Annotated in this window: 15 protein-coding genes; 7 read left to right on the top strand and 8 right to left on the bottom strand. The window is 39.0% G+C overall.

From position 1 onward, the window contains the following. Nucleotides 1–8: 8 nt before the first annotated feature. Complete coding sequence (locus QGN23_RS05325) at nucleotides 9–794, top strand: patatin-like phospholipase family protein (RefSeq protein WP_282905967.1); 786 nt, start codon at nucleotides 9–11, stop codon at nucleotides 792–794. Here the strand turns inward: QGN23_RS05325 and QGN23_RS05320 are convergent. From QGN23_RS05320 to QGN23_RS05295, 6 genes are all read right to left on the bottom strand, one after another. Continuing rightward, nucleotides 778–1,131 (bottom strand): diacylglycerol kinase family protein, encoded by a 354-nt coding sequence (locus QGN23_RS05320; protein WP_282905966.1) that lies wholly within the window; start codon nucleotides 1,129–1,131, stop codon nucleotides 778–780. The genes QGN23_RS05325 and QGN23_RS05320 overlap by 17 nt on opposite strands. Next, nucleotides 1,131–2,495 (bottom strand): M20/M25/M40 family metallo-hydrolase, encoded by a 1,365-nt coding sequence (locus tag QGN23_RS05315; protein ID WP_282905965.1) that lies wholly within the window; start codon nucleotides 2,493–2,495, stop codon nucleotides 1,131–1,133. Before QGN23_RS05315 ends, QGN23_RS05320 begins: the two co-directional genes overlap by 1 nt. Nucleotides 2,496–2,551: 56 nt before the next feature. Then, complete coding sequence (locus QGN23_RS05310) at nucleotides 2,552–3,796, bottom strand: DUF1015 domain-containing protein (protein WP_282905964.1); 1,245 nt, start codon at nucleotides 3,794–3,796, stop codon at nucleotides 2,552–2,554. 3 nt (nucleotides 3,797–3,799) lie between these two features. After that, on the bottom strand, nucleotides 3,800–4,762 hold the full coding sequence (locus QGN23_RS05305) for a D-2-hydroxyacid dehydrogenase (RefSeq protein ID WP_282905963.1): 963 nt from the start codon (nucleotides 4,760–4,762) through the stop codon (nucleotides 3,800–3,802). Beyond that, nucleotides 4,763–5,827, bottom strand: coding sequence for a 3-phosphoserine/phosphohydroxythreonine transaminase (serC, locus tag QGN23_RS05300; RefSeq protein WP_282905962.1), 1,065 nt, complete (start codon nucleotides 5,825–5,827; stop codon nucleotides 4,763–4,765). Between the two features lie 112 nt (nucleotides 5,828–5,939). Further along, nucleotides 5,940–6,290, bottom strand: a complete 351-nt coding sequence (locus QGN23_RS05295) for a 4Fe-4S binding protein (RefSeq protein WP_133441003.1) — start codon at nucleotides 6,288–6,290, stop codon at nucleotides 5,940–5,942. A gap of 528 nt (nucleotides 6,291–6,818) precedes the next feature. Here QGN23_RS05295 and QGN23_RS05290 point away from each other — a divergent pair. Further along, nucleotides 6,819–7,853 carry an acyl-CoA reductase gene (locus QGN23_RS05290; RefSeq protein WP_282905961.1) on the top strand — a complete coding sequence of 345 codons (1,035 nt, stop codon included), beginning with the start codon at nucleotides 6,819–6,821 and terminating at the stop codon, nucleotides 7,851–7,853. A gap of 58 nt (nucleotides 7,854–7,911) precedes the next feature. On the opposite strand, the gene QGN23_RS05285 is transcribed toward QGN23_RS05290, so the two are convergent. Next, nucleotides 7,912–8,226, bottom strand: a complete 315-nt coding sequence (locus QGN23_RS05285) for a DUF4286 family protein (RefSeq protein WP_282905960.1) — start codon at nucleotides 8,224–8,226, stop codon at nucleotides 7,912–7,914. Between the two features lie 146 nt (nucleotides 8,227–8,372). On the opposite strand from QGN23_RS05285, the gene gyrA reads away from it, so the two are divergent. The 3 genes from gyrA to QGN23_RS05270 all read left to right on the top strand — a co-directional run bounded on the left by gyrA (nucleotide 8,373) and on the right by QGN23_RS05270 (nucleotide 14,594). Next, nucleotides 8,373–10,970, top strand: coding sequence for a DNA gyrase subunit A (gene gyrA / locus QGN23_RS05280; RefSeq protein ID WP_282905959.1), 2,598 nt, complete (start codon nucleotides 8,373–8,375; stop codon nucleotides 10,968–10,970). A gap of 30 nt (nucleotides 10,971–11,000) precedes the next feature. Further along, complete coding sequence (locus tag QGN23_RS05275; RefSeq protein WP_282905958.1) at nucleotides 11,001–12,389, top strand: tetratricopeptide repeat protein; 1,389 nt, start codon at nucleotides 11,001–11,003, stop codon at nucleotides 12,387–12,389. Between the two features lie 432 nt (nucleotides 12,390–12,821). Further along, nucleotides 12,822–14,594: an aminopeptidase P family protein gene (locus tag QGN23_RS05270; protein WP_282905957.1), complete on the top strand. Its 1,773-nt coding sequence runs from the start codon at nucleotides 12,822–12,824 to the stop codon at nucleotides 14,592–14,594. A 53-nt stretch (nucleotides 14,595–14,647) separates the two neighbouring features. Here QGN23_RS05270 and QGN23_RS05265 read toward each other — a convergent pair whose 3' ends face one another. Next, nucleotides 14,648–14,941: a hypothetical protein gene (locus QGN23_RS05265; protein WP_282905956.1), complete on the bottom strand. Its 294-nt coding sequence runs from the start codon at nucleotides 14,939–14,941 to the stop codon at nucleotides 14,648–14,650. Between the two features lie 308 nt (nucleotides 14,942–15,249). On the opposite strand from QGN23_RS05265, the gene QGN23_RS14895 reads away from it, so the two are divergent. Together QGN23_RS14895 and QGN23_RS05260 are read left to right on the top strand one after the other, a co-directional pair. Beyond that, on the top strand, nucleotides 15,250–15,333 hold the full coding sequence (locus QGN23_RS14895; RefSeq protein ID WP_396127351.1) for a hypothetical protein: 84 nt from the start codon (nucleotides 15,250–15,252) through the stop codon (nucleotides 15,331–15,333). A 791-nt stretch (nucleotides 15,334–16,124) separates the two neighbouring features. Further along, the gene (locus tag QGN23_RS05260) at nucleotides 16,125–17,096 is read left to right on the top strand and encodes a polyprenyl synthetase family protein (protein ID WP_282906368.1); all 972 of its coding nucleotides are present in this window, start codon (nucleotides 16,125–16,127) and stop codon (nucleotides 17,094–17,096) included. Nucleotides 17,097–17,366: the final 270 nt, after the last annotated feature.

Raw genomic sequence — 17,366 nt, 5'->3', positions numbered from 1 at the left:
TTTTATTTATGAAAGAAATTAAAACAGGGCTCGTTCTTTCCGGTGGAGGTACCAGAGGAGTTGCCCATGCAGGCGCTTTGCAGTTTTTAGCAGAAAAAAACATTAAGCCTGAAGTTTTGGCCTGTTGCAGTTCCGGTTCGATTGTAGGTGCGCTTTATGCCGTGGGTAAAACGCCGCAGGAAATCCTGGCTTTTTTTAAATCGGTTTATTTTTTCAATTGGCGGCATTTTACTTTTAACAAGCCCGGGTTGCTCTCTTCGCTGATTTTTGCGGATTATCTGACACCAATTTTTGAAGACATGACCATCAGTGAATTAGAGTTAGACGTAAGAATTATTGCGACTGAACTGGTTTCGGGGGAACAGAAAATTTTCAGCGGAACGGATAAAATAGTAGACGCTATAATCGCATCCTGCTCCATTCCGGGAATTACCGTTCCCTATATTGTTGGCAATGTAATGTACAGCGATGGGGGAGTTTTGAATAATTTTCCGGCAGATATCATTCATCAGGATTGCGACAAGTTGATTGGCATGTATGTTTCGCCAGTTCAGGATGTAAAGATTGAAGATCTACAATCTATAAAATCGGTTACTACAAGAGCGTATGAACTGATGTCGCACCGCATAGAAATTCATAAATTCTCCTACTGTGACTGGATCATCACTTCCAAAAAATTAGCTAATTATGGAACTTTTGAACGAAATGCGAGCCGTTTGCAAGAAATTTTTGAAATCGGTTATCAGGCAGCGAAAATGTCTTACGATGAGACGGTGTTTAAAGAAGATATTTAGCATAAATTAAAACCCCGGTAATTACAGAAGCGAGAGCCATTAAGAATACCGCTCCTGCCGAAATGTCTTTAATGATTTTTATTCTTATATCATAATCCGGTTGTATGATATCGCAGATTTTTTCTACGCAGGTATTGAGAATTTCGAAACTTAAAACCGAGAATGCTACCCCTAAAATTATTGATGCTTCAGTGGCGGTTACTTTTAAAAAAACGATCAAAAAAAGGTTGGTAAGCAAAGCAAGAACTTCAATCTGAAAATTACGTTCAGATTTCAGCAGCCAGATGACTCCTTTGATGGCGTTCCAAAAACTTCTGTAAATGGGAGGTTTTCTCATTACCAGTTTTTATCGACCATATAAATTAACTGTCCCATGGCCGACGCTCCTAAGAGTAATTCTCTGCGGTTTACTTTGTCGAAAGTGTCTTCTTCGGAATGGTGGATATCGAAATATCTCTGAGAATCCGGAATCAGTTCTGCTAAAGGAACATCTAAAGGTTGCATCGGCTCGATATCGGTTCCTGCATATTGAACCTCGAAATTATGAATTCCATACGGCAGGAAAAGGGCTCTCCAGGATTGAATCTGGAGTCGTTTTTCAGGATTCATGACCAAACCAAATCCGCGCGGTGTAAAACCACCACCATCACTTTCGATGGCAAAAAGGTGTTTTTCGTTATTCTTCTTGATGTTTGCGGCGTACTGATTTCCACCCCGAACGCCATTTTCTTCATTGGCAAAACAAACGACCCGAATCGTATGGTTGTTATCAATGCCCAGTTTTTTAAAAGTCCGCAGCACTTCGATACTTTGAACAATTCCGGCGCCGTCATCTTGTGCACCATCGCCCACGTCCCACGAATCCAGATGGCCACCAACTACGATGACGCTTTGATCTTTATTGCCGGTAATTTCTCCAATCACACTATAAGAAAGTTTCTCACCTTTCATGGTTGCGTTAGAATTTAATTTAGCAATTACTTTTTGTTTTTTCAGAGTTTTCTCCAGCTCATCAGCGCTTTTGGGACCAATCGCTACTGCCGGAATTTTTGCCATATCATCTTCGTCATAGCGCATCATTCCGGTATGTGGAACATCATCCAAAGCTGAAGAAAGCGAACGGATAATGACTGCTTTTGCGCCTCTTTTTCCGGCCCAGGAAGCGGCGCTTCTGCGGTATTTGTTGGCATCACCATAAGCTTGTCCGGTAGTAATGAATTTTTGGTTAAAGGCGTAATTAAAGAATATGATTTTTCCTTTTACGGCTGCATCAGGAAGTTTGTCGAAATCTTCTTTATTCTTAACAAAGACAATTTCGGCTTCTACGTCTTTTCCTTTTGTTCCCTCAGAATTCCCTAATGAAAGCATTCGCAGGGTTTTCCATTTGCCGTTTCCTTCTTTTATCTGAAGAGATTCTTTGCCACGTTCCCAAACCGGAACCATCACTTCTTCTTTCCAGACTTTATCTGCGCCGGCTTCTTTTAATTTTTGAACCGCCCAGTCTGCCGCCTTTTCGTAAGCAGCGGAACCGCTCAAACGGTGACCGATGTTTTGGGTTAACTCCCGTAAGTTTTCATACGCAGTTCCATTCACCAATATTTCATCGGAAATGTTTTTGAACTGAACAGAATCGGTGGATTGCTGAGCAAATAAAAATCCGCCCAAAAAGAGCGGAAGTGTTTTTATAATTGAATATTTCATAGGTTTTCACAATTGATAGACCCAAATTTAAAAAAAATTAATAACAAAAAGTAAAATTACTGCTTCATATCGTACATTATTAATGCAGTTACCAATTTCGGCTCGATATAAGTGCATTTTGGCGGCATGATTATTTTGTTATCGGAAACCTTTAATAAATCATTAAAACTGACCGGATAAATTCCGAATCCTACTTTAAAGTCGCCGGAATCCACCTTTGCTTTGATGGTCTTAATTCCCTCGATATTTGAACTTCCTTTGATATAGGTTATTTTCTCAGTTGTTTTTGCATCATCGATTCCTAAAATATCTTTAAAAATATATTCTTCCAATAAATAATGGTCGAGATCATTCATTTCCCCCTGTTGTTTCCGTAAGTCATGATGAACATGAAGCGAATAAAATTTGCCGCCCAGATACATGGAGATGTGGAATTTCTGAGAAGGGTAGTACGGTTCTTCTCCTTTTTCATGAATTCGGAAATTCTTCTCAATTTTCTGGAGGAATTCTTTTTTATTCAATCCGTTCAGATCACTCAAAAGTCGGTTATAATCATGAATCTTGATCGATTGGTTGGAAACAACGAAACTGAAGACATAATTATAATGTTCCGTTCCGGTATGTTTTTTATTTTTTTGCTTTTGATTTTCAGCGTTCAGTGCGGTGGATCCGATTCTGTGGTGACCATCGGCGATATAAAAGGAATCAATCTGCTCCAGAACTTCTTTAAACTGAAGCATCTTCAGGCGGTTATCTATCTTCCAAACCTTATGTCTGATGCCGTTGTCATCTAAATAATTTAGAACAGGCACATTTTTTTCCTCATGGTTCATGAGCATTTCCACTTTTGGGTTTGCCAAATACGTGAGCAAAACGGGTTCTGCCTGTACATTGACTTTGTCCAGATAATAAGCCAGTTTTTCTTTTCTGTAGGTAAGTGTAGATTCGTGTTTTTTTATTTTTCCATTTCGAAAGTCTTCTACACTGACCAAGCCTAAAAGTCCGCGGAATATGGTTTTATTAGGCAAGATCTGCTCATACAAGTAATAGGACGAATGATCCTGCACTAATTTCCGGTCCGCCAAAAGCTCTTCGAAATTAGTTCTGATTTTCCGAAGGTTCCGGTCGATATCTTTTGATTTGCTTACCACATAGGGTTTGACCATCTGGATGTAGGACGAATCCACTTGAGATTTTTTATTAATCTCTTCCTGGGAGTAATTATCCAATGGATGGGTTGGGAAAATATCTACGTAATCTTCGGTTGGTCTGATTCCCCGAAATGGTTTAAATATAGGCATATACTACTGTAGTTTCTTTTTAATTTCAATAATCTGTTCCGCAAGTTCTTTGCCAATTTTCTGTTGGGCATCTTGTGTATTTCCACCTAAATGGGGCGAAAGAGACAAATTAGGATTCATTAAAAGTGCAAGTTCAGGGCTGGGTTCATTTTCAAATACATCCAGCGCTGCTCCGGCGACTTTTCCATTTTCGATGGCCTCCAGCAAGGTGACTTCATTGATCACGCCACCTCTCGCGGTGTTAACGATAAAAACGCCGTCTTTCATTTTTTCGAATTGGGGTGCATCTAAAAGATAGCCGTCCGTTTTTGGGGTGTGAACGGTCAGGAAATCCAAACCGGTCAGGAACTCATCCATGTCATTTCCTGTGGAAATTTCAAAATGCAGTTGTTGCCCATCAAAAAAGTCTAAACTAACTTTTTCGGTTTTCGGTTTTCTTGTAAGAACTTTTACTTTCATTCCTAAAGAAATCCCGATTTTTACGACTTCTTTTCCGATACCGCCAAAACCGATCACTCCTAAAGTTTTCCCTTCTAATTCCACCGCACTTGAAAAAGATTTTTTCAAAGCTTTGAAATGGGTTTCCCCTTCCAGCGGCATCAGTCTGTTGGATTCGTGCAGAAATCTTGCCAACGAAAAGAAGTGGGCAAAAACCATTTCTGCTACCGAACGGGAGGATGCTTTCGGTGTATTGATAATATAAATCCCTTTTTCAATCGCATGCTCTACGTCGATATTGTCCATGCCAACACCTCCGCGACCGATGATTTTCAAACCGGGACAAGCGTCGATTAAATCAGTTTTCACTTTTGTAGCACTTCGGACTAAGAGTACGTCTACCTTGTTTTCATTAATAAAACTGATAAGATGTTCCTGTGAAACTTTTGTTTCCAGAATTTCAATTCCTGCCTCTTTCAGCAGTTGTTCTCCGGCTTTTGAAATGCCGTCATTAGCAAGAACTATCATTTATTTTAAATTTTGCATTACATCCACTAAAACCTGAACACTTTCGATTGGCAGGGCATTGTACAGACTGGCACGGTAACCGCCTAAACTTCGGTGGCCATTCAGTCCACTGATTCCGGCAGCTTTCCAGGCGTTATCGAATTCTTCTTTTTTAGACTCATCCATTAATTTAAAAGAGACGTTCATCAATGACCGGTCCTCTTTCACACAGAAGGTTTCGAATAATGGATTACGGTCAATTTCGCTGTACAGTAATTTGGCTTTTGCTTCATTTCTTATTTCTGCGGCTGCGATTCCACCATGGTTTTCTAAATGCTGCAATGTTAAAAGCGAAGCATAAACCGGGAAAACAGGTGGTGTATTGTACATGGATTCTTTAGCAATGTGTAAAGAATAATCCAACATTGAAGGAATATCTCTCCCCGTTTTGCCTAAGATTTCTTTTTTTACCACAACCAGAGTTGTTCCTGCAGGACCCATATTTTTCTGAGCGCCGGCATAGATTAAATCAAACTGGGAGAAATCAATCACTCTCGAGAAAATATCAGAACTCATATCGCATACCATCAGCGTATCCACTTTCGGGAATGTTCTCATTTGGGTTCCGTAAATCGTATTGTTAGAAGTACAGTGAAAATAATCGTATTCGGTTCCTACGGTATAATCTTTCGGGATGAAAGAATAATTTTCTGCTTTAGAAGAGCCAACAATATCAACTGTTCCAAATTTTTCCGCTTCCTTAATCGCTCCTGCGGCCCACGTTCCGGTGTCTAAGTAAGCGGCTTTTCCGTTTTCGGATTTCATTAAATTAAAGGGGACCATTGCAAACTGCAAACTCGCGCCTCCACCTAAATATAAAACTTCATAATCGTCGCCGAGATTCATCAGTCTTTTTACAATCGCTCTGGCTTCGTCCATTACCGCTACAAAATCCTTGCTGCGGTGAGATATTTCTAAAATCGACAGTCCGCTTCCATTAAAATCGAGAATTGCTTCGGCAGATTTCTGAAAAACTTCCTGCGGTAAAATGCATGGTCCTGCACTGAAGTTGTGTATTTTGCTCATACTTTTTGGTTTTTATAAGAACTGGTGCGGCAGAGTGGTCGTTGATATTCCTGAAATTCGAATGATTTAAAATGTCATAAAAAAAACGCCCACGGTTTGTGAGCGAATCTACTTATTCTCCGTGTAAAAAGGCTTTTTTCTCGAGCAAACTTTCCTCAGATTCCACATGATCTTCATCTGGAATACAGCAGTCAACCGGGCAAACAGCCGCGCACTGCGGTTCTTCATGAAAGCCGATACATTCGGTACATTTATCGGTGACAATGAAATAAACATCGTCGCTTACGGGTTCTTGCGGGTCATCGGCATCCACTGCCAAGCCTGATTTCAAAACTACTTTACCTTTCAGGGCAGTTCCATCTGATGCTTTCCAGTCTACTGCTCCTTCATAGATCGCGTTGTTGGGACATTCCGGCTCACAAGCGCCACAATTAATACATTCGTCGGTTATTTTAATAGCCATTGCTACTTTATTTTTTTAAATTTGTACAAAGATAAAGAATTTTCTCTGTATTGTCCAGCTTTTCACTCAATTAGTGATGGATAGGACACTTATTTTTTTTTAATCTTTCAATTAAAAGTAATTGAAAGCATCCAAATTAAGAGTTTGTTATATCACTTGTTGACCTTTTAACTGACATTTTTCTTAACAAAAACGATTCCTTTTCATCAAGAGGTAACTCTGCATTCAGTAAGCAATTGCAAAATCCTTTATTCGCCGCAAAATTGCATCTATAAGTTATTACTGAAAAACGGCAGGGGAAAACCGTCAAATAATTATTATTGCACTTGTTTGCAGTACTTTCAACAAATAAGTAACTTTGCAAAAGCAAACAATAAAGGAATATATAAGTTTCTCAAGGATTTTAAAAAGTGGTACCCATGCTGTACCGCAGAAAGTAAGGAGCAGGCAAAGTCCTTGCTGGAAGACTGTTCCGAAGAACTTTATTGCTTTGTGTAAATTACTGAAAATACCTCAATTATCCATACAATGAACATAGAAAAGCAAATTTCGGGACTGTGTAAACTAAGTACTTATATTAAAGAGTTTTTACACAAAAATCCCGCTGATTTTAATGAAGAGGACGAACGGTTTTCTGCGGTTTTGAGAAAGTCGCAAATTGAGAATTCATGGTTTACCATTGAAAATCAAAAATTTGCCTTGAAGCAATGGGCGGATTTACTGACCGAAACTCAGCTGAAAAAATGGCTTGCCGGATATCAGGTTGCCAAAACTCCTAAAAAGGTAGGACTCATTTTAGCGGGAAATATCCCATTGGTGGGATTTCACGACGTGATTTCAGTGATTTTAAGTCAGCATATTCCCGTCATTAAACTGTCGTCCAAAGACAAAACAATGTTGCCTTTTCTACTCAGCAAATGGGAGGAGTTTTCCGATGGAAATATAAGGTACGAATTTGCGGAGCGCCTAACTGATTTTGATGCCGTTATTGCCACTGGAAGTAATAATACCGCAAGATACCTGGAGTATTATTTTAAAGATTCATTAAGTATTATCCGTAAAAACCGAACGTCAGCCGCGGTGCTAAGAGGAGATGAAACCCCAGAAGAACTGCAGCTTTTGGCAGAAGATATTTTCAGGTATTTTGGGTTAGGCTGTCGCAATGTTACGCGGCTTTTTATTCCGCAGGATTTTTTAATCGACAGAATATTTGAAAGTTTCCTTCATTTTAAAGAAGTCATCAATCATAACAAATACGCCAATAATTACGAGTACAACCGTGCGGTTTACCTGTTGAATGCGGAGCGCTTTTGGGATAATAATTTCGTGATGCTCAAGGAAGATGACGCGCTGTTCTCTCCACTTTCTGTGTTGAATTTCAGCCGGTACAGTGACATCGGAGAAGTGAAAAGTTTCATTGCTGAAAATGAATCCAGTATTCAGGCGATTGTTGCAAAACCGGAATTGGGACTCGACTCGATTAACTTTGGAGAAGCTCAGAATCCCGGCTTGGCTATTTATGCCGACAAGGTTGATACGATGAAGTTTCTGGAAGTGATTTAGAGCCTGTTTAAATGTGTTTTAAATATTTTTTATCATTTATAAACAGGATCTTAAAGGATTAAAATCTCGATTGTTTTGGATTCAGATATGTTTTGAAAATCATCACGTTTTGGCCAAACTCTTTAAGAATCCGGTCGGTAATATTGATTAATTCAATTTCAACGAAATCCTGACGTTTTTCCTCATTTTCAAAAATCAACAGCAGGTTCGTGTTTTTCCCTTCCGAGATCATTTCAGTTTCAACTTCGGAGAGGATGTATTTTTCTGCATCGATTAGGTTTTCGACCATTTCATGAAGATTGTTTTCCAGGTAGTGATCCCACTCTTTGGTGATGGTTTCGGTGGTATGAAAAGTGATGCTTAAAACACTCATTTTTTTAACTTTTTTTATGATTTTCTAAGGAAATTATAGCGCAAAAATCGGTAATTTTTTCGTACTTTAGCACGTTATTAAAATTAGAATTGTAAGAAAGATCAAGTATAGCTATAACTGCTTGATTTTCATTTTATTAAAATACTATGCATACAGAAGGAGAAAGGTTAATTCCTATCAACATTGTTGATGAAATGAAATCCTCTTATATCGATTATTCGATGTCGGTAATTGTTTCCAGAGCGTTACCCGATGTAAGAGATGGTCTTAAACCCGTACACAGAAGAGTTCTTTACGGAATGTACGGATTGAACGTATTTTCAAACAGAAAACATTTAAAATCAGCGAGAATCGTAGGAGATGTCCTCGGTAAGTATCACCCACACGGTGATACCTCTGTTTATGATGCGATGGTAAGAATGGCGCAGCCGTGGAGTTTGCGTTATCCTCAAGTCGACGGACAGGGTAACTTTGGTTCTGTAGATGGCGATCCACCAGCAGCAATGCGTTATACGGAAGCAAGACTGAAAAAGATTTCTGATGAAATATTAGCAGACCTTGATAAAGATACCGTTGATTTTCAAAATAACTTTGATGATTCCATGACGGAACCTACCGTGATGCCTACGAAAATTCCAAACCTTTTGGTGAACGGAACTTCGGGGATCGCAGTGGGGATGGCTACCAATATGGCGCCCCATAATCTTACGGAATCAATTGATGCCATCTGTGCCTATATCGATAATCCGGAAATCACCATCGATGAGTTGATGAAACACATCATCGCTCCCGATTTCCCAACGGGTGGGATTATTTATGGTTATGACGGCGTACGTGACGCATTACATACCGGGCGTGGCCGGGTGGTTCTCCGTGCAAAAGTAGGTTTTGAGGAAATTGGAAACAGAAATGCCATCATCGTTACCGAAATTCCTTACCAGGTCAACAAGGCGGACATGATTGCCAGAACAGCAGAGCTTGTAAAAGACGAGAAGATTCCGGGGATTTATGAAATCCGTGATGAATCTGACCGACAGGGAATGCGTGTGGTTTATGAACTTAAAAATGATGCGATACCGAATGTAGTATTAAATATGCTTTATAAATATACGGCATTGCAAACTTCATTCAGCGTGAATAATATTGCCTTGGTTAAAGGACGTCCGGTTCAGTTAAATGTGAAGGATTTAATTCTTCATTTTGTTGAGCACAGACATGAAGTTATTGTCCGCAGAACGAAATATGATTTAAGAAAAGCCAGAGAAAGAGCCCATATTCTTGAAGGTTTCATGAAAGTGATCGGAACTCAGGATTCTCTGGATAAAGCAATAGCGATTATCCGTCACAGTTCAAATCCTGCGGAAGCGAAAGAAGGTTTGATTAACGAATTCGACCTTTCAGACATTCAGGCGCAGGCAATCTTAGATTTAAGATTAGCCCGATTAACCGGAATGGAACTCGACAAAATCCGTGCGGAATATGACGAGATCATGGCTTTAATCAATGATTTGGAAGATATTTTGGCAAACGAACCAAGAAGATACCAGATCATCAGAGAAGAAATGATAGACATGAAAGAAAAGTATGGCGACGAAAGACGTACAGAAATTGATTATTCAGGAGGCGAAATGTCAATTGAAGATTTAATTCCAGACGAAAAAGTAGTGCTTACGATTTCTCATGCAGGCTATATCAAAAGAACTTCGCTTTCAGAATACAAAGTACAAAGCCGTGGTGGCGTAGGAAACCGGGCAGCAACCACCAGGGATGAAGATTTCCTGGAATATATTGTAGCGGCAACCAACCACCAGTACATGCTCTTCTTCACCGAAAAAGGGAAATGTTTCTGGCTGAGAGTATTTGAAATTCCGGAAGGTTCTAAAATTTCCAAAGGCAGAGCGGTTCAGAATTTAATTAATATCGAACCCGATGATAAGATCAAAGCCTACATCAGAACCAATGATTTAAAGGATTTGGATTATGTAAACCAAATGAATGTAGTGATGATTACCAAAAACGGAACCATCAAGAAAACTTCATTGGAAGCCTATTCAAGACCGAGAACCAATGGAGTGAATGCCATCGAAATCAGAGAAAACGATCAGCTTTTAGGAGCAAGACTGACCAACGGAAGTTCCGAAATCATGATTGCCACTAAAAACGGTAAATGTATCCGGTTCCCGGAAGAAAAAGCCAGAGCTGTAGGACGCGGTTCCATCGGAGTCCGTGGTATTACTTTGGATGAAGGGGATGAAGTGATTGGAATGATTGTGGTCAACGATGTGCAGAATGAATCGGTATTGGTCGTTTCTGAAAAAGGATACGGAAAACGTACGGCGGTAGAAGACTACCGGGTAACCAACCGTGGTGGTAAAGGTGTAATCACATTAAATATTACTGAAAAAACCGGAAATCTTATCGCTATTCAAATGGTAACTGACGAGGATGGTTTAATGATCATCAACAAATCAGGGGTTGCCATTAGAATGGGAATGGATGAGATGAGGATCATGGGTAGAAATACGCAGGGAGTAAAAGTGATCAACCTGAAGAAAAATGACGAAATTGCGGCCATCGCGAAAGTGGAAATGGACAAAGAAGTAATCGTTGAAGAAGAAGAATTAACTGAGGGCGCAGAAGATCAGGAGGAAACTCCAGTAACTGAAACCCCGACGGTCGAGTCAGAAAACAATCATCCAGAAGAAAACAATCAGTCAGAAGACCAAGAGGAATCTGCAGAATAATAAATTAACCAAATTTTTAATTAAAATAAAATGAAAAAAATATTTTTAAGCGCAGCAATGCTGACCGTTGCACTCGCATTTGGACAAAAAAAGGAAATCGCAGCAGCGGTTAAAGCCATCGACGCTGGAGATATCGCCACCACCAATGCGCAACTCGCACAGGCGGAAAGCACTATGGGGAATAAAACCTATCTTCTGGAACCGGCTGTTTTAGAACAATATTATTATGCTAAAGGACTGGCGCTTTTAAAATCAGGAAAGACTGCGCAAGGCGCTTCTTATTTGGCAAAGATTAATGATCTGTCGAAAAATAAAATCTATGTCGGAAAAGATTCCTCGAAAAACAAAGTCTATTATGTTGGGAAAACAGTGGCTGATGAATCAGGCGTGCAGGGTTTGAAGGAAGAATCCTACAATCCGACTTTAACCAATAAACTGGCGGGATCGATCAATCCCGTTGTCGAATCCGCAAATAAAGCAGCTTTAGAAGCATATAACACAAAAAAATATGCTGAAGCCGCACCTAAATTTCAGGAGGTGTATGACTTACTGAAAGCTGCCGGCCAGGACAATAAAAAATACCTGTATTATTCCGGGCTCACTTACGCGCTGGCAGACAAGAAAAAAGAAGCTACTGAGGTTTATATGGAGTTGATTAATTCCGGATTCACAGGAGTGGAAACCACTTATACTGCAAAAAATAAAAAAAGCAATGAAGTTGAAAATCTGGAAAAAACGACTTGGGAACTGTATAAAAAAATTGGAGCCTCAGGAGATTATTCTGATTTTAAAACCGAAACTTCTAAAAGTTTAGAGCAGGAATTGTACGAAACTACCGTGGCATTGCTTATTGATACTGACAGATCAGAAGAAGCTTTAGCGTTAATTGAAAAAGGACTGAAAAAATTCCCGGCAAGTTCTAAATTATCTGAACTTCAGGGAACTGCTTATTTTAAGTCAGGAAAAACCAATGAATTTGTAGCAAGCTTAAAAGCACAATTGGCGAAGAATCCAAATGACGCGACCAGCTGGTATAATTTAGGAGTTCTTCAAAGCAAAGACCCAGCGACTCAGGCAGAAGCCGCCGCGTCTTATAAAAAAGCAGTCGAAATCAATCCGAAATTTGCACAGGCCTGGCAAAATCTTACTTACTTAACCATGGGTGACGATGCAAAATCAGTAGATGATTATAACGCAACCAGAAAAGCAGGTAAATTCGAAGAAGCCAATAAAATCATCGAAGCAAGAAGAGGCAGACTGGCAGCAACTTTACCTTATGCAGAAAAATGGTATCAGGCTGATCCCGAAAATTTAGATGCGGTAAGTTTATTAAAAGGATTATATTTATCCAATAAAAACGAAGCAAAGCACCAGGAATTTAAAGCAAAAGAAGCTGCAATGAAAGCTGCGCAAAAATAAAACCGGTATCAAACCGATTCATTAAAGCATACCGGATTCAGTTCCGGTATGCTTTTTTTTTGGTTAGTAAAATAATTTTCAGGAGCTACAGGATTATTTTGTTTCCAGAAAATCAGTCCAGCTTTCCACTGTATCTTTTTCTTTCACTGTCGTGAAAAGAAAAAGGATGCCGTTTCAATCTGGGCTAAATAAAGGATATTTTTATATTTGCAAAGGGCAGTGAACCTGTTTTCCCCGATTAAAAAGTGTAAATGAAATTATTTAACCTGTAGAAATTTGGGATTAAATGATTTAAAAAAAACATCCAATTCCGATAAAATGAACCCTCACTCCAATTAAATTTTGAAGAAAATCAATTTTTATTAAAATTTTAGGACCCTTCTTTTTCCAAACCCTTAAATTCTTTGTAAATTCACGTCAAATTTAGAGCTTATGACCTCATCAGAAAAAATAGTGGCCCTTCGCCAAAAAATGTCAGAAAATAATATCGATGCCTTTATTATCTATTCTGCGGATCCTCACATGAGTGAATATTTACCTGCAGAATGGCAGGAAAGAACCTGGCTTTCGGGCTTCACCGGATCAGCGGGCTTCGTTGTTATCACCCACAATAAAGGCGGTTTATGGACCGACGGAAGATATTTTGTACAGGCACCCGTAGAATTGGAAGGTTCCGGAATTGAACTTTTCAAAGAAGGAATGGAGGGAACACCAAATTATATCGACTGGATTAATTCTGAGATCCCGGCAAACGGAACAGTTGCCGTCAATGCCATCGCAACTTCGCATGCAAACTGGGAACTGCTTTCTGATAAATTAGCCGCAAAAGGAAATAAGCTGGTTGATTTGCCTTTGCTGAAAGATATTTGGACCAACAGAAATCCAGGCGCTAAAAAGAATCCCATATTTGTACAGCCCGTTGAAAGAGCCGGTAAATCGGTTACCGATAAATTGATCGACATCCGCAATAAAATGGAAGAGCTGGGCGCTTCGGTGCACGTGATTTCCAGTTTAGATGATGTTGCCTGGACTTTAAATTTAAGAGGAAGCGATGTACAATCCAACCCTGTCTTTTTAGGATATATTATTCTGACGAAAAATGAGGCAAAACTTTACGTTGATTTAGAAAAATTAGAAGTAGAATCCAGAAAGCAACTGGATGAGTCCTGTGTGAAGATGCTACCTTATGAAGCGTTTTACACCGATTTGAAAAATATCAGCGACGAACAGATCCTGATTTCACCCAACAGCAATCAACTGATTTTCGAAGCTTTAAAAAACAACAATACTTTTATTAAAGCACCCGTTCCGGGAAATTTAATGAAAGCCATTAAAAACGAAACCGAACTTCAGGGCTTCAGAACCGTGATGCAGAGGGATGGAGTAGCGATGGTTAAATTCCTTTACTGGCTGACTCATCAGGCAGGGAAAGAAACGATGACCGAATATTCGATCGGTGAAAAACTGACAGGATTCCGGGCGGAAGGGAAAAACTTCGTCGGTGAAAGTTTCGGCAGTATCGTGGGTTACAAAGAAAACGGTGCGATCATGCACTATTCTGCAAAAAAGGATGGCAGCAAAGAGGTTACGGATGAAGCAACGATTCTCGTAGATTCAGGCGGTCAATATCTGGAAGGCACCACCGATATCACCCGGACTTTCGCCCTGGGAAATGCTTCGGAAGAATTTAAGCACAACTGTACTTTGGCATTAAAAGGACTGATCCAGCTTTCAATGGTGAAATTTCCGAAAGGAACCCGTGGCGTACAGCTCGATGCCTTTGCCAGAATGGCGCTTTGGCAGGAAGGGAAAGATTACAACCACGGAACCGGACATGGGGTAGGAAGTTTTATGAATGTTCACGAAGGTCCGCAAAATATCCGGAAAGACATGAACCCGCAGGAGCTGATACCGGGAATGGTTTTGTCCAATGAACCCGGCTTCTACTATGACTACCATTACGGAATCCGTCATGAAAACCTAATCGCCGTAAAAGAAGTGGAAACTACAGATTTCGGGACGTTCTACGAATTTGAAACATTAACCATCTGTCCGTTTGACAAAAAGGTGATTGCCCCGGAATTATTAACTGATCCGGAACGAAACTGGCTCAACAGATACCACGACTGGTGCAGGGAAAAATTAGAAAATGATTTGGAAGGCGAAATTAAATCATGGTTTTTGGAACAGGTAAAACCACTTTAATATAAAAGTGCAGATTTTAGATCTGCACTTTTTTTATGTCAACAATTCTGAATTTATTTGATCGGAACTGTTTTCACATTTTTTTCCATTTCACCGGCTTTTTTAGTTTTGATGGTGGCGGTTTTATTTTCCGTGTTCACTCTCTTTACGTATTTATTGCCTTTTCTGGTTTTTTTCTTAACCTTGTAACCGCTGTGTTTAGGGTGTTTAGGATCCACTATATTGTGAATTTCCTGCGGAATGGTGGTTGTCTTTTTTACTTCATCTTTTTCTTTTGGTTTGGTCTGCTGCGCTTGAGCTACGGTCAGGCCACCAAAGAAAATTATTGCTAAAACTAATTTTTTCATACTATAATTTTTTAATTTGTTATGATGTGTTTTAACCAATATTAATGCCATATCATTGTTAAATATTAGTTAAAATATTTCATGTTTTCAGTTATTGACAATGTATTTACGTTGTCGATTGAAAAGTCTTAACCTGATAGAGCGTTCCTAAAATTCATTTTTATTTCTCTAGCAGCCAGTAATTAAAAGCAAAATCCCGAATCAAGTTTAGGAATTATGTACAGCTATATTGGAAAATGAGGAAATAAACGTTCCTTAAGCGGATTAAACAGAAGCAAAAAGTAAAAGGAATTAAACGACATGTGCTGATGGATCAAAACGGATTTTTATTTGCAATCATGGTCACCGTAGCCAATGTATACGATAGGAAATCTGCAGAATTATTAATGTGAACTCAGGCTTGCTTTTTAAGTCTAATAAGGGTTATTCTTGCACACGCAGGCTACAAAGGAGATGTTATAGAACAAGTGAAAAACTGCTTTGGTTATCTGAGTAATGTTGTAATGAGAAGAAAACCGGTTTTCAGCCCAGCTCCAGAAGATGGATTGTATGGATTGTTGAAAGTATATTTACATGGTTTGATAATTTCAGAAGATTGTGTGAAAATTATGAACTCTTATGTAAATTTCTGAAAATATGATCAAATGATCCGCCATAAAATTTTTATTGAATAAAATTTAAACAAGCTCTAATAAAAATAGAGTTGTTCCGCTCCTTGTTAAGTGAAACCGAAAATTCGACGAAGTTAACCGGCTCTTTCTTGTTTTTTAGAGGAATTGGTGAATCTTCAATTTGCGTCCTTAAAAAAAGGGAGAAAAACAAACCATTTGTAAATAAAATCTTTTGGCTCTTTCACGACGAGATTAAAAGTTTTAATGATGATTAACACCATTGATACATTAAATAATTTGTATGACGGTGAGTTTTGCTGAAAACACTTCTAACAACAAATAAAATAAATCAACCCGTTACCGATGCCACCCCGATCTCCTCTCTTATTTAACCCAGCCAGATTCACAATCTGCCAAAAACACTATTAATCATCCGTTTACGCATTACCCATAATCTTTTAAAACCACTCCTTTTTATGAAAAATAAGGAAATAGGTTTGTCAGAGCTTTTTCTCATTGATTTTGAAGGTCAAAACTTTTTTAAATTGTATTTTTGCGCAAACAAGAAATTTATGCAGTTTTTAGATGAATATCAGGGGATGGTTGCCAGCGCAATTGAAAAATACATCTTCAAGGATAAACCCGAGGAACTTTATGCTCCGATGAATTATATTATCTCGCACGGTGGAAAAAGACTTCGCCCGATGATGGTTTTGATGGCGTGTGAAATGTTTGACGGTGATTTAAAGAAAGCCCTTAAACCCGCTTTGGCCATCGAATTCTTTCACAATTTCACGCTGATTCATGATGATATTATGGATGAAGCTCCTCTGCGACGGGGAAAGGCCACCATTCATACCCTGCACGGAATCAATACGGGAATTCTTTCCGGAGATGCCCTGATGTTCAAAGCCCTTAAGTTTTTTGAAAATTTAGAACCCAACTTATACAAAGCGTGTATGCGCGTTTTCATTCATACCGGTTTATTATTGTGCGAAGGCCAGCAGTATGACATCAATTTTGAAACTCAGGAAGAAGTGACTTTCAATGATTATATCAGAATGATTACCTATAAAACGGGGGTGTTGAGTGCGTCATCGTTTGAGATTGGTGCCTTAATCGCCGGGGCAGATTTTAAAGATGCCAAAGCGATATTCAATTTCGGGAAACATGTGGGAATCGCTTTCCAGATTATGGACGATTATCTGGATGTTTTCGGAAACCAGGAACAGTTTGGTAAGAAACACGCCGGCGATATCTATGAAAATAAAAAAACGGTACTGTATCTTTTAGCGAAAGAACATGCCACCGAGGAAGAAAGAAAAGAGCTCGAATTCTGGTACTCCAAAAAAACCGATAATGTGGACAAAGTCTACAGTGTAGAAAAGATTTTCCGCCGTACGAAGGTGGATGAGAAGACCCTGCATCTGATCCAGGAACACAACGAACTGGCACAGCAGTACCTGAATAAAATAAATGTTTCTGATGAAAAGAAAAAACCGTTTATTGAACTGGCGAATTATTTATTGAGAAGAGAATCTTAACGTATTATTTAGAAAGGAAAACATGTGCAGCTGGCTTCTGCTGAGAATCTGTTCATGTGAATATTTTAACGCAAAGGGGTATTCAGAACTGTAATTTTTGTCTTTTTTAAAACATTAAGGGATGAAGGGAAATTAAGATTTCTTCGAAAATTATTTTTAAAAACTTCACTGGAACGTGAAAAGGAATTGCTTAAATGATTATTAAATAAAACAGACCGTTTGTTTTTAACATTATTTTTTCAACATTAAGAGGTAATGAAGAAATTATGA

This window comes from Chryseobacterium gotjawalense (assembly GCF_030012525.1).
Lineage (GTDB): Bacteria > Bacteroidota > Bacteroidia > Flavobacteriales > Weeksellaceae > Kaistella > Kaistella gotjawalense.
The sequence above is the reverse complement of the archived record's forward strand: the minus strand, read 5'-3'. Positions and strand labels throughout refer to the sequence as shown.

What these genes read in the sequence shown, in the direction of transcription:
- QGN23_RS05325 (WP_282905967.1), top strand. Translation starts at nt 9, where the DNA reads ATGAAAGAAATTAAAACAGGGCTCGTTCTTTCCGGTGGAGGTACCAGA.
- QGN23_RS05320 (WP_282905966.1), bottom strand. Translation starts at nt 1,131, where the DNA reads ATGAGAAAACCTCCCATTTACAGAAGTTTTTGGAACGCCATCAAAGGA.
- QGN23_RS05315 (WP_282905965.1), bottom strand. Translation starts at nt 2,495, where the DNA reads ATGAAATATTCAATTATAAAAACACTTCCGCTCTTTTTGGGCGGATTT.
- QGN23_RS05310 (WP_282905964.1), bottom strand. Translation starts at nt 3,796, where the DNA reads ATGCCTATATTTAAACCATTTCGGGGAATCAGACCAACCGAAGATTAC.
- QGN23_RS05305 (WP_282905963.1), bottom strand. Translation starts at nt 4,762, where the DNA reads ATGATAGTTCTTGCTAATGACGGCATTTCAAAAGCCGGAGAACAACTG.
- serC (WP_282905962.1), bottom strand. Translation starts at nt 5,827, where the DNA reads ATGAGCAAAATACACAACTTCAGTGCAGGACCATGCATTTTACCGCAG.
- QGN23_RS05295 (WP_133441003.1), bottom strand. Translation starts at nt 6,290, where the DNA reads ATGGCTATTAAAATAACCGACGAATGTATTAATTGTGGCGCTTGTGAG.
- QGN23_RS05290 (WP_282905961.1), top strand. Translation starts at nt 6,819, where the DNA reads ATGAACATAGAAAAGCAAATTTCGGGACTGTGTAAACTAAGTACTTAT.
- QGN23_RS05285 (WP_282905960.1), bottom strand. Translation starts at nt 8,226, where the DNA reads ATGAGTGTTTTAAGCATCACTTTTCATACCACCGAAACCATCACCAAA.
- gyrA (WP_282905959.1), top strand. Translation starts at nt 8,373, where the DNA reads ATGCATACAGAAGGAGAAAGGTTAATTCCTATCAACATTGTTGATGAA.
- QGN23_RS05275 (WP_282905958.1), top strand. Translation starts at nt 11,001, where the DNA reads ATGAAAAAAATATTTTTAAGCGCAGCAATGCTGACCGTTGCACTCGCA.
- QGN23_RS05270 (WP_282905957.1), top strand. Translation starts at nt 12,822, where the DNA reads ATGACCTCATCAGAAAAAATAGTGGCCCTTCGCCAAAAAATGTCAGAA.
- QGN23_RS05265 (WP_282905956.1), bottom strand. Translation starts at nt 14,941, where the DNA reads ATGAAAAAATTAGTTTTAGCAATAATTTTCTTTGGTGGCCTGACCGTA.
- QGN23_RS14895 (WP_396127351.1), top strand. Translation starts at nt 15,250, where the DNA reads ATGGATCAAAACGGATTTTTATTTGCAATCATGGTCACCGTAGCCAAT.
- QGN23_RS05260 (WP_282906368.1), top strand. Translation starts at nt 16,125, where the DNA reads ATGCAGTTTTTAGATGAATATCAGGGGATGGTTGCCAGCGCAATTGAA.